Origin of the sequence: Nocardia sp. CDC153 (genome assembly GCF_035818515.1) — a bacterium.
Taxonomy (GTDB): domain Bacteria; phylum Actinomycetota; class Actinomycetes; order Mycobacteriales; family Mycobacteriaceae; genus Nocardia.
Genome location: NZ_JAYKYU010000006.1, coordinates 95,955 through 108,023 on the forward strand (window position 1 = coordinate 95,955; position 12,069 = coordinate 108,023).

At 65.8% G+C, this 12,069-nt stretch carries 12 protein-coding genes; 6 read left to right on the plus strand and 6 right to left on the minus strand.

The annotated features are described in order from the left end of the window. The 5 genes from VMT65_RS30705 to VMT65_RS30725 all read right to left on the minus strand — a co-directional run bounded on the left by VMT65_RS30705 (position 1) and on the right by VMT65_RS30725 (position 5,653). Positions 1-831 (minus strand): SecDF P1 head subdomain-containing protein, encoded by an 831-nt coding sequence (locus VMT65_RS30705; protein WP_326312009.1) that lies wholly within the window; start codon positions 829-831, stop codon positions 1-3. Between the two features lie 68 nt (positions 832-899). Beyond that, on the minus strand, positions 900-2,015 hold the full coding sequence (locus tag VMT65_RS30710) for a serine hydrolase domain-containing protein (protein WP_326312010.1): 1,116 nt from the start codon (positions 2,013-2,015) through the stop codon (positions 900-902). Positions 2,016-2,060: 45 nt separating this feature from the next. Then, the gene (locus VMT65_RS30715) at positions 2,061-2,849 is read right to left on the minus strand and encodes a helix-turn-helix domain-containing protein (protein WP_326312011.1); all 789 of its coding nucleotides are present in this window, start codon (positions 2,847-2,849) and stop codon (positions 2,061-2,063) included. Between the two features lie 468 nt (positions 2,850-3,317). Further along, positions 3,318-4,856, minus strand: a complete 1,539-nt coding sequence (locus VMT65_RS30720; RefSeq protein WP_326312012.1) for an HNH endonuclease signature motif containing protein — start codon at positions 4,854-4,856, stop codon at positions 3,318-3,320. Between the two features lie 149 nt (positions 4,857-5,005). Continuing rightward, positions 5,006-5,653, minus strand: coding sequence for a TetR/AcrR family transcriptional regulator (locus VMT65_RS30725; RefSeq protein WP_326312013.1), 648 nt, complete (start codon positions 5,651-5,653; stop codon positions 5,006-5,008). A 161-nt stretch (positions 5,654-5,814) separates the two neighbouring features. Here VMT65_RS30725 and VMT65_RS30730 point away from each other — a divergent pair, with 161 nt between their 5' ends. Together VMT65_RS30730 and VMT65_RS30735 are read left to right on the plus strand one after the other, a co-directional pair. Beyond that, positions 5,815-6,996, plus strand: coding sequence for an LLM class flavin-dependent oxidoreductase (locus VMT65_RS30730; protein ID WP_326312014.1), 1,182 nt, complete (start codon positions 5,815-5,817; stop codon positions 6,994-6,996). A gap of 167 nt (positions 6,997-7,163) precedes the next feature. Further along, complete coding sequence (locus tag VMT65_RS30735; RefSeq protein WP_326312015.1) at positions 7,164-8,030, plus strand: ParA family protein; 867 nt, start codon at positions 7,164-7,166, stop codon at positions 8,028-8,030. Here the strand turns inward: VMT65_RS30735 and VMT65_RS30740 are convergent. Beyond that, positions 8,003-8,539 carry a hypothetical protein gene (locus VMT65_RS30740; protein ID WP_326312016.1) on the minus strand — a complete coding sequence of 179 codons (537 nt, stop codon included), beginning with the start codon at positions 8,537-8,539 and terminating at the stop codon, positions 8,003-8,005. The two genes, VMT65_RS30735 and VMT65_RS30740, sit on opposite strands and share 28 nt — an antisense overlap. A 111-nt stretch (positions 8,540-8,650) precedes the next feature. Here VMT65_RS30740 and VMT65_RS30745 point away from each other — a divergent pair, with 111 nt between their 5' ends. From VMT65_RS30745 to VMT65_RS30760, 4 genes are all read left to right on the plus strand, one after another. Continuing rightward, positions 8,651-9,415, plus strand: coding sequence for an ATP-binding cassette domain-containing protein (locus tag VMT65_RS30745; protein WP_326312017.1), 765 nt, complete (start codon positions 8,651-8,653; stop codon positions 9,413-9,415). Then, the gene (locus tag VMT65_RS30750; RefSeq protein WP_326312018.1) at positions 9,412-10,617 is read left to right on the plus strand and encodes an ABC transporter permease; all 1,206 of its coding nucleotides are present in this window, start codon (positions 9,412-9,414) and stop codon (positions 10,615-10,617) included. The genes VMT65_RS30745 and VMT65_RS30750 overlap by 4 nt, the downstream gene beginning before the upstream one ends. 110 nt (positions 10,618-10,727) lie before the next feature. Beyond that, positions 10,728-11,624 (plus strand): ABC transporter substrate-binding protein, encoded by an 897-nt coding sequence (locus VMT65_RS30755; RefSeq protein WP_326312019.1) that lies wholly within the window; start codon positions 10,728-10,730, stop codon positions 11,622-11,624. Between the two features lie 47 nt (positions 11,625-11,671). Further along, positions 11,672-12,055 carry a hypothetical protein gene (locus tag VMT65_RS30760; protein WP_326312020.1) on the plus strand — a complete coding sequence of 128 codons (384 nt, stop codon included), beginning with the start codon at positions 11,672-11,674 and terminating at the stop codon, positions 12,053-12,055. Positions 12,056-12,069: the final 14 nt, after the last annotated feature.

Here is a 12,069-nt window from a genome sequence, read left to right on the forward strand (position 1 = left end):
CTACCCCTGCGCGGTGAAAATCGCCGGGAGCGCACCGAATCGCAGGGAGGCCGCGAGATTGTCCGCGGCCTCCTTGGTGAAGCTCCCGACGATCTGACTCTGATTTCCCGTGAGCGCGCTCTGGATGATCGGCGCCGACACCGCCTGCGAATCCACCGCGAACACGAACTGCTTGCCGATATTCGTCGCCGTGTACTGCCCGAACTGGCGGGCCCCGGTGTCACTGAAGGTGATATTGACCCCGTACCGTGCCGTCCGAGTGTCCATCGCGCCCTTGGCATCCGAGATCTCGCGCCCGTCGACCACGGTCGGCCCCAGCAGATAGACGGTGTCGCCGCTATCGGAGCAGGTCACCAATGGCAGCGTGGCATCATCCCCACCCTGCAGCGGATCGGGCTGCCGACAATTGATCGCGGCCATCGTCGTCGCCTGCACCGCCGGATCGGTGCTCTGCCGCACGTCCTTGCCGGGCATGGTCTTCACGCCGGTGCCTTGAAAAGGCTTGCTGGACAGTACGGGCCGCATCAGGACCCGCCCGGTCTTGGCCAACAGTCGTGCCATCGACCCGTCGTCTCCCGCCACGGTGATGGTCAACATCTCGCCATCGACCTTCACCGTGGTCTTCTTCATCCCGAGACTCTCGGCTCGCTTCTCCACGATTTGCTGAACCTGGTCCATGGTCCCCGCCGACGGAATACTGCCCTCGGCCGTCCGCCCACTGAACGCGACCGGCGTCCCCGCCTTGTCACCCCCGCCGCACCCGCTCACCGTGGCCGCGAGCGCCAAACCCGCGACCACGGCCCGCAACCCGAGACCGACCGACAATCTCATCCGGACCCCTTCTGACGCATGACGCCGTGATGATAGTCATGGCCCGGGCCGCAGGGGGTGCGCAGAGATCAACCACACAGGGTCAGCTGAATCAGTGCTTGGAGTGCGGCGTCGATAGGATGCGGCTGCGGCATACCCGCGGCATCCAGTCGATTCCACCGCTGCAGATTCACCGCGAGAGCCATCTGCCGCGTGCCGTCGGCACTGATCATGGCGACCGCCCCACTGCCCCAGGCCGACCCTTCGTGACCCCAGTAGACGCGGCCCGGCACGGTCGTCTTCTGCAGGCCGAGACCGTAATCGATGGTCTTGCCGTCGAAGGCGATGACCGGAACCGTCCGCTGCATTTCCGCCAGCGACGCCGGGCTGACTATCTCGCCCGCGAGGAGGAGTCGGTAGAAGCGATTGAGGTCCGAGACGGTCGAGATGAGCGATGCCGCCGGGCCGACGAAAGACATGTCGTAGACGCTGTAATCGCGCGGCGGATCGATCATGGCGAACCAAGCCTCGTAGTGCAGGGAGTGCGGCCCGGTGATCTCGGGTGTGATGGCGAGCTCGGTGTCCTTCAGTCCGGCTGGCTCGATGACGGTGCGGGTGATGCATTTCTCCGCGGTGTCGCCGGTGATCTTCTCCAGAAGTTGGGCCAGCAGAAGGTAATTGGTGTTGGAGTACACGCCCGGTGTGCCGCCCGGAGCACAGGTAGCGGGTGCTGAGATGCCCATCGCGATGAGATCGGTCGGATGAAAACGCGTGTAGCGGTTGGCATCCATACTGTCCGGGGTGGTCTTGCCGGGCCGCGGGAACCCAGCAAAGGATGGGTAAGCGTACTGCAAATATTCGGCGAGACCACTGCTGTGGCTGATCAGCTGGCGCACTGTGATCGCCTTACCCCGCTCGCCGGGAACGAGTTTCGGCAGATAATGGCCGATGGCCGTATCCAGCCCAACCTCCCCGTTCTCGACCTGCTGCAGTACGGCAGCGGCGGTGAACGTCTTGGTGAGGCTGCCGACCCGGTGCCGCATATCGGTGGTGATCGGGCGGCCGGTGGCCGTGTCGGCGAATCCCGCTGCGCCACGCCAGATCTGGTCGTGCTCACGAACTTCGGCGAACAGGCCGGGCATACCCGCGTGGTGCACGGCCTCCAGGGCGGTTTGCAGCTGATCGGGGTCGAGGGTGCCGGTCATGGCGGATGTCCTCTCGGTGTCGATGGATGACCAAGGTGGACACCACTATCGAGCGACCGCACCCCCGCCGTATTGGAAGAATTTTCCCCAAGCCCGATACCGATGCTGAGCGATGGCGGGCGAATAGTGCGTGGTCAACGCCCCCGGCGGGCGCCCCGTGAAGATCGACACATCCCGACTCAGATGTGCCTGATCCGCATACCCGCTCTCGGCGGCAACCTCGGCCGCACTCCCACCCGCCAACAGCCCATCCACCGCATGCCGAAACCGCACCAACATAGCTGCCCGCTTCGGCGTCAACCCGATCTGCGACTCGAACCGAGCCCACAGCCGCTTGTTGCTCCACCCGAGCGAACTGGCAAGCTCCCCAATCCGCACCCCGCCATGCGATTCGAGAACCCGCCGCCACGCATCGATCACCTCCGGATCCGGCGTCCGCGCAGACCGATCACTCTGCGCCAGAAAAGCTCTCGTCAACTCGAACCGCTCATCCCAACTGTCCGCATTGGCAAGCTGCTCGCGCAACCGCCGACCCGACGCTCCCCACAGATCCTCCAGATCGACTGCCCCCCGCCCCAATTCATTCGGAGCGATACCCAACACCGAATACGCCCGCAGCGGCGACAGCCGAACCTCTACACACTCGGCCCGCTCACACCGAAGCCGCATAGGCGCGATCGGCAGTCCAGCCACAAACCCGCCAAGGCTCCTCTGCCCAAAGGCATCATCAACAATCACCTCCTGATCTCCGAACCCGATCAACAAGGTGACCTCCGACGTCCCCGCAACTCGAAGATCCAACCCACCCCCACCCACATCCCGATACCCGATCATCGCCCCACCTCGCGCAGAGGCGGCCCCCACCGCCGCGAAGTCCCATCCCGCATCGCTCTCTCGACCCGCTCCCACTCGTCCAGGTTACGGAACCGAAGCTGGAAGAAGAAAAGCCAAAAGAAGAAAAGCCAAAAGAAGAAAAGAAAAAGAGAGAAAAGATAAAAGACGCCAGGAGGAGGGAGAGAGGGTGGCCGAGCTTGCGAGGCCCCCTCACCTACCAGCCCCCTCACCGCTCGGCCGTTCATCGTCTCTGTGGAATTGTCAAAGAACCTGAAAGCTGTGCAGCTGTCGAACGGTTCGGGTCTGTGTTTCTTGGGTTGTCTCGAGAAGGTGATGCGTGCAGTCCGTGGGCTGGGAGGTGAGGTGGCGGCTCCCAACTCGGCGTCAGCCCAAGTCCGGTAGGGCAGGCGAGGTGACCACGCTTCCCGTTGTTTTGCGCACGCCAGCCCCACACGAGCGGCCCGGGTGTCACGCTGCCCGTGAACCCCACTTCCGGCAACTGGAATCGACTGCCGTGGCGACCAGCTCCCCGACGTGATGTTTGTCGTTGACTTGCGGGGTGTGGGAGGGGTCCAACACCGCCGGGGCAATCCACCCCACCCGACCCGGGTGAGCCGTGTCCTTGCCCAGCATCACTGTCTTCCAGCCGTGTTCGCTGTCGTTGACCATGGCGTGGTGGTGGTCGCAGACCAGGGCGAGGTTGTTCAGGTCGGTGGGTCCGCCCTTGGCCCAATCGATCACGTGGTGGGCGGCGCACATCGAGGCGGGTACGTCGCAGCCGGGGTGGGTGCAGCCGCGATCGCGGGCGATCAACGCCAGGCGCTGTCCTGAGGTGGCGAGGCGTTCGCCGTGGGCGAGGTAGAGCGGGATCTCGTCCTTGTCGAGGATCGCGAGCACGGGGCGAGAGTTCTTGGCCAGCTTGAGTGCTTCGTTGATCGACAGGTGCCCACCCGAGGCGGTGGTGGCTACGCCCGCAGCCTTTTCGAGGTCGGCCAGGCTCATCGTCACGACGACCTCGACGGGCAGGCCACGGTGCATGCCCAGCTTCACCGGCATACCGGCCTTGGCCGCAGCGACACCGGTAGCAGCGGCGGTACCCGCAGTAACGCCCGCCTCAGTACCAGCACCATCGACACCGGCGTGCAGAGCGGACACGAGCGCGAACAACGCATCATGGGTGCGCTGGCCAGCGTCACGACGATCACGGCGCGCGGCCGCTTCCAGCACTTTCGATTCGACGTGCGTGGTGGCGGTGAGGATTTCGGTGTCGGCGTCGTCGAGGTTGCACATGCCCGGGCGGGCCAGCTTGGCGAAGATCGCGTCCAACAGGGCACGCAGTTCGGGGGTGAGCCAGCCTTCGATCTTCGACATCCCATCCACCCCCGGGCGGCTGATCGTGATCCCGCGACGGCGACGACGATCGGCATCGGAAATCACCGTGCCCTCCGGATCCAGGCGCGCCAGGATCTCGCGGCCGATCTTCGGCAGGTCGTCGGGGTGCCCGGTCACGCAGTGCTCGACCAGCAGTGCCTCGGTCTCGACCCGCGCGGGCGCGGGCACGTCGGCGGGCAGATGCGTCATGATGTCCACGATGCCGCGCACATGATCACGCGAAATCACCCCCGCCTCAAAAGCGTTCGCGGTCGCGGCCAAGGTGACCGGACGCGGCGAGCCGTCGGCACCGAGGAACTCCCCACAGGCTGCGGCGATCTTCACCCGCATCGCCGCGTCATACCGCGACAAACCGAGGGTTTGACGCAGGAACGGCACCACATCCTTCACCCCCGCCTTGCGCGGCAGGTCCCGCTCCGCGATCTCGATCACCAGAGCCGAATCCAGAGCGGCCAGTTGACGCTTGCAGATCTCCAAATCGCGCATGAATTCCACGGCATCGACATCGGTCCGAGCCTTGAGCTTGCCGTGCAGAACGGTATCGGCGACGTTGGTGATCGCGGTCATCAGCGCGCCGATACCGGTGGTGTCGAGTGTTTCCCCCTTCGAATTCATGCTCTAATTCTACCGCTAATTCAATCGCAATAGAAGTCGAATTCCGTTGTGATGTAAAGTGTTTCAGAATTAGTGCTATCAATTATGTTAACTCGCAAGCGATTCCGTCCACCTCATCAATGCGAGAAATCAGCAGTGGATGATTGTGGTCACGAAGCAGGCGTGTTCAGAAGGCGATCCAGGCCGCCGATCAGGAAGTTGACCTGGTCTTCGTAGAAGGCGGTCAGGTCTTCAGCGGGAGAGGGGGTGGAGGTCGGTCGCCATTCGTCGGCTCGGGCCAAGGCTTGGAGGAACCCCATGAGCGCGATGGCCCAGCGGGCTTCTAGGCGGTTTGGGTCGGAGTGGGGGAAGGCGCGGCGTAATTGGGTGTGGAGGTGGGCGGGGAGGTCGGCTTCGGCGGCGGTGAGGGCGGGGTGGGAGTGGAGGGATAGTTGGGTGACGATTTTGATCCAGCGCATGCCTCGGGTTCGGTGGCGTAGCAGCAGGTCTCGGTAGGGTTCGGTGACCGCGCGGACGAGAGTTTCCGCGGTGGGCGGGATTGCGGAGGCGGCCAGGGCGTCGGTGTTGGCGCGGATGCGGTCGCGGACGGTCGCGCCGAGGTCGAGCAGGACGGCGGCGATGAGGTCGTCCTTGGTGCCGAAGTGGTAGTTGACCGAGGCCGCGCCGAGCCCGGCGGCGGCATTGACCGCGCGGACCGAGACGGCGTCGACGCCGTGGGCGGCGAACAGGCGCTCGGCCGTCTTCACCAGTCGGGCGCGGGTCGCGCTGCCCTGGCGATTCTGCATCGGGACACTCACCCGACGAGCTTGGCATACCGACTCCCGGTTACCCACGATCACCTGCCATTTCGCTGCTTCCCACTCACCGGGACAGTCACACTTCTGGATCAAATGATCTAGTTTTACTCGGGGTACCGCGCCGGGCGACGAAGCTGGCGCACTGGGTAAGGAGATCCACGATGTGGACCGCTGAATCGATGAAATTCGGGGCCTTCCTCGCCCCCTATCACCCCCTCGACGCCGACCCGGCCCTGCAGCTGCGCCGCGATATCGACCTCATGGAGCACCTCGACCACCTCGGCTTCGACGAGGCCTGGATGGGCGAGCATCACTCGACCGGGGCCGAGATCGTGCCCGCGCCCGACGTTTTCATCGCCGCCGCCGCCGAACGCACCCGGCGGCTGCGGTTCGGCACCGGTGTGACCTCGCTGCCCTATCACCATCCGCTGGTCACCGTGGATCGGATCACCCAGCTGGACCTGCAGACTCGCGGCCGCCTGATCTTCGGTACCGGGCCGGGCAAGATTCCGCTCGACGCGCACATGATGGGCATCGATCCGTCGGATCAGCGTCGCCGTCAAGGCGAGGCGCTCGAGGCGATTCTGGCGCTGCTGCGCGGCGAGGTCGTGAATATGAAGACGGACTGGTTCACCTTGCGGGATGCCCGCGCCCAGCTGCCCACCTACGATCCGGCCGGAATCGAGGTCGCCACCGCGTCGACGATCTCTCCGAACGGTTCGGTGCTGGCGGGCACGCACGGCCTCTCGCTACTGTCGCTCGCCGCCAGCTCGCCCATGGGATTCGAAGTGCTGGACCGTAATTGGGGCGTCTACGAGAAGGTGTGCGCCGAGCATGGGCACACCGCGGATCGGGCGCGGTGGCGGCTGGTCAATCCGATCTTCCTGGCCGAGACGCGCGCGGACGCCGAGCGGGCCGTGAGTCGGCGCATCGGCTCCATGGCGGCGTATGTGAATCGCCAGACCGGGGACAATCCGGACTGGGCGCGGACGCCCGAGGGCATTATCGACCATTGGCGCAATGACACTCTCGGCGAATTCGGGCAGGCCATTATCGGCACGCCGGATGAGGCGATCGCGCGGATCGAGCGGCTGATCGAGAAGACCGGCGGGTTCGGGACCATGTTGATTCTGCACGTGGACATGGCGAATTGGGAGGACACCAAGCGCAGTTACGAACTGTTCGCCTCGGAGGTGATCCCGCATTTCAAGAACCGCAATCGCGGTCGGGAGGCGAGCCTGCGGTACGCGCAGGACAATCGGGAACTGTTGATCGGACAGTTGGTCACCGCTATCACCAAGGCGCACACCGACTACTACGGACCGGCCGCGACGGGCGCGTGAGCGCGCTGGAAAGTTAGCTGGTTAACCGTCGGCCGGTCCTTTGTCCGACAGGTGTGTTCGGGCCGCTATGGTCGAAAAGCCCTGGTAATCCGGTGTGATCCCCGGCGTGAGAAACGACTCAGCCGGGGGTCCCCCTGATAATCCACACGACAGGCTACGCTGGCGAAATGTCGGCAAACATTCCTGCTGAGGACGCCATCACTACTCCGAAGACCGGGGCGGCCGCACGCGAGGCCCAGGTGATTGCGCTCTGCAATCAGAAGGGCGGTGTCGGGAAGACCACGTCGACGGTCAATCTGGGTGCCGCGCTTGCCGAGTGCGGGCTGCGGGTGCTGCTGGTGGATCTGGATCCGCAGGGCGCGTTGTCGGCGGCGCTGGGCGTCGCGCACCACGATCTCGAATTGACGGTGTACAACCTTGTGACCCGCAACGCGCCGTCGATCGACGACGTGCTCATGAAGACCAGCGTCGACAATCTGCATCTGCTGCCCAGCAATATCGATCTCTCGGCGGCGGAGATCCAGCTCGTCAACGAGGTCGGCCGCGAGCACTCCCTGCGCCGGGTGCTGGATCCGATCCGGGACCGCTACGACTACATCCTCATCGACTGCCAGCCATCGCTGAGCCTGCTCACCGTGAACGCGCTCGCCTGCGCGGACGGCGTCATCGTTCCGATGGAATGCGAATTCTTCTCGCTGCGTGGGCTGGCGCTGCTCAACGACACCATGGACAAGGTTCGGGAGCGGCTGAATCCGGGGCTCGAACTGTCCGGCATCGTGGTCACCATGTACGACCCGCGGCTGCTGCATTCGCGTCAGGTGCGCGATCGGGTGGCCGAGTCGTTCGGTGATCTGCTCTACAAGACGGTGATCTCGCGGACCGTGCGTTTCCCGGATTCCACCATCGCCGGGGAACCGCTCACCAAATGGGATCCGAAATCGCGTGGCGCCGAGCAGTATCGGGAATTGGCGCAGGAATTCCTCGGCCGCTCGGGTCAGCCGGGCAGTCAGTTGATGATGTCCTCGATGCAGTAACCCTGGGCGGCCGTACGCAGGGTGAAGGTGACCACCTGGGTGACGGTGGCGGAATTCGTCACCGGGACGGTCACTTCCGCGCCGTTGTCGCCGGTGCGCCGCGCGGTCATCCGATCATTGGCGAACGACACTGTGCCGGTCAGTTTTCCGGGGTTGTTCGCGAGCACGGAGTTCGCGCACACCAGTGGATACCGGCCCTCGGTGTCATCGGGTTGCAGCGGCTGGCCGGTCCAGCGGGAGAGGTAGCGGCGGACCGTGTAGCGCGCGTCGTCCTCGGTGAAAGCGGGCTGTGCGCTGGGTGATTGCGGCGCGACCGTGGTTTGCGACGGGGTCGCTGCGGCGGTCGTAGGCGCCTCGGACGTGATCCCCAAAGTATCCAATGACCCGACCGGCGACTGCGGCCCGGTGGTCGCGGGCACGGTATGTGGACTCTCGGTACAGCCGACCGCCATGGCGCACACCGCGACGGCCGACAACACGTTCAGCACACGAATTCGCAGACGGGTCACGGCCTCACGATAGCCGTGTTTGCCATATCGCCCACGACACCGGGAGATCGAACGTAGGCTCGGTGAGCGGACCGGACGTCCGCTCAGTCGATGTCGCCGGGGTGATCGCCGATGCCTGCCGTGGTTTTGGAAGCCGAGGGGCTTCAGAAGCGCTACGGCGGGGTGGAGGCGTTGCGCGGGGCCAGCTTTCAGGTCGGGCCCGGCGAGGTGGTGGCGCTCATCGGTGATAATGGCGCGGGGAAATCCACGCTGGTCAAATGCCTTTCGGGGGCCGAGCAGCCCGATGGCGGGCGAATCCTGTCGGACGGTAAGCCGGTTCGCATGGCCTCACCGGTCGCGGCGCGACGGCTCGGGGTGGAGACGGTCTATCAGGACTTGGCGGTCGCCCCCGACCTCGATCCCGCCGCGAATCTGTTCCTCGGGCGCGAGGTGTTCCGCAAGGGATTGCCCGGCGTGCTGGGCATGCTCGACCGCAAGTCCATGAGAACCCAAGCCGCCGAGCATTTTCGACGACTGGGTGTCGTGCTGCCGCGCGATGACGTGCCGATCGGCTCGCTCTCGGGTGGCCAGCGCCAAGCGGTGGCGGTGGCCCGCGCGGTCATGTGGGCCAGCAAGGTCGTGTTCATGGACGAGCCCACCGCGGCCCTCGGCGTGGTGCAGCGCGAGCGCGTGCTGGATGTCATTCGCCGCGTGCGGGATCAGGGCATCGCGGTCGTGTTGATCAGCCACAACATGCCGGAGGTGCTGGCGGTCGCCGACCGCATCGAAGTGCTGCGCCTGGGACGGCGGGTGGCGCGCTTCACCGCCGCCGACGCGACCCTGGAACAGCTGGTGGGTGCGATGACGGGGGCGCTGACCACGGAGGACGACTCGTGAACGGGGAGAAGGCGAACGGCCACGACGCGGGCGCACAGGACGCGGACCCGCGGGCCGTGGGCGGCAGCGCCGCGGACAGCGCAGAACCGCAAAACGTGGGCGCGCGAAACGTGGGCAGCCGCGACACGACCGCGAAGAGTGCAGATCCGAAAGACGGGGACGGGCAGAGCGCAGGTGGGCGGCCAGCGACAGTGGGCGGAGCGGCGGTGGCGCGGGTTTTTCGGCGGGTGGCCGGGACCGGCACGTTCTGGATCGGCGTCGTGCTGGTCGTGCTCTATCTGGCCTTCAGCGTCGCGCGGCCGGATGCCTTTCCGACGCGGTTTACCTTCCAGACCCTGCTGATCGAGACCTCGGTGCTGCTGGTGCTGTCGATCGGCATGACCTTCGTCATCGTCACCGCCGGAATCGATCTGTCGGTCGGCATGGTGCTCATCTTCTCCGGCGTGCTCGCCTCCAAGACCATGGAATGGCTGAGTCCGGGGGAGGACGCCACTCACGCCGGATGGGGACTCATCCTGCTGGGCCTGCTGATATCGCTTGCGGGCGGCGCGGTCTGGGGTCTGGTGAACGGATTTCTGGTGGCCAAGGCCAAGATTCCGCCGCTGATCGTCACCCTGGGTTCGTTCGGTGCGGCCTTGGGGTCCGCGCAGCTCATCACCGGCGGTGTCGATACCCGCACGGTGCCCGAAAAGCTGCGCAACTCACTCGGTTTCGGCACCGTGCTCGGCGGCATCCCCGATCTGGTGCTGGTCGCCGCGGTCGTCACCCTCGTCGGCGCCTGGCTGCTGCACACCACCCGCTTCGGCCGCTATACCTACGCGATCGGCTCCAATGCCGAGGCCGCCCGCCGCGCCGGCATCGGCGTCACCCGGCATCTGGTGCTGGTTTACCTCATGGCCGGAATGCTCTCGGGCCTGGCCGGTTTCATGAATCTCGCCTACTTCGGCACCACCACCATCGCCGGGCACGGCACCGACAATCTCGACGCCATCGCGGGCGTGGTGATCGGCGGGACCAGCCTGTTCGGCGGGGTGGGGTCGGTGTTGGGCACCGTGATCGGGGTGTTCATCCCGTCGGTATTGCGCAAGGGCTTCGTCATCGTGGGGGTGCCGGTGTTCTGGCAGCCCATCGCGGTGAGCGTCGTGCTCGTGGCGGCCGTGTGGTTCGACCAGATCCGCAGGCGGTCCCGAGACCGGAAATAACAGAACACAGTTCGAAGGCGAGGGCGAAGATGATGAGGAGCGGACGGGCGGCCGTACTGGCCGCCGTGACGGTGGCGGTGGCCGGGCTAGTGGCGGGATGCGGTGGCTCGGTGAGTAATTCGGGAAGCACCGACGCCAAGAAGCTGGTGCTCATCCCCGGTGTCGCGAACGAGCCGTTCTACATCTCGATGCAGTGCGGCGCGCAAGACGAGGCCAAGCAGCTCGGCTACACCCTCGACACCCAGGCCCCGTCGCAGTTCGACGCGTCGCTGCAGACCCCGATCGTGACCGGCGTGATCGCGAACAAGCCCGGCGCGATCCTCATCGCACCCACCCACGCCCAGGCCATGGCCAGCCCGATCAAGCAGGCCAAGGACGCGGGGATCAAGGTCATCGAGGTGGACACCGCCCTGCAGGACACCTCGATCGCGCTGTCGTCGATCGCTTCCGACAATGTCAAGGGCGGTCAGCTGGCGGCGCAGACCCTGGCGAAACTGGTGGGGGACAAGGGCTCCGTGCTGGTGATCAATACCAAGGCCGGTACTTCCACCACCGATCAGCGCGCCCAGGGCTTCGAGGACGAGCTGAAGGCCAGCCATCCGGGCATGACTTCGCTTGGCGTGCAATACAACAACAACGAGGCGGCGCAGGCGGCGTCGATCGTGACCGCCACCCTGGCCGCCCACCCCGACCTGGCGGGCATCTTCGCCACCAACCTCAGCTCCGCCGAGGGCGCGGCCACCGGCCTGCGCAATGCGGGCAAGCTCGGTCAGGTCAAGGTCGTCGGCTTCGACGCCAGCCCCAAGCAGGTGCAGGACCTCAAGGACGGCACGGTTCAGGCGCTCATCGCCCAAAACCCTGGTGACATCGGCAAACAGGGTGTCGACCAGGCGGCGGCCGCCCTCGAGGGCAAGCCCGTCACCCGCAATATTCAGACCAACATGATCGCCATCACCCAGGAGACCATGGCGACCAACGAGCAGTACTTCTACAAGTCGAAGTGCTGACGATCTCCCCGAGAAACACCCATTCCCAAGAGATTCAGGAGTTACCCATGTTCCGTAAAGTAGCCGCCACGGCCGTCATCGCCGCCGCCTTGACCGGCGCGGGCACCGGCTTGGCGTCCGCCGCAACCACTCCCGACCCCGCCCCGGCACCCGTGGCCGCCCCCGTCGCCCCCGCCGCCGTGGTGGTCCCGGTCGCCGCGGGCCAAACCCAGGCTCTGGCAGGCGAACAGGTCGGCTCTGTGCTCGGCGGCGTCGCCGGTGGTGCGGTCGGCGTCCTGATCGGCGGAGCCATCGGCTGCACGGTCGCCGCACCGGTCTGCCCGCTGTCGGTCGTCATCGGCGCGGGCCTCGGCGGCGCGGCCGGTGTCGCCATCGGCGCGTCGGTCGGCGCGGGCATCGGCAGCGCGATCGGCGCACAGATCCCGGGCTGATCCCCCCCCCACAG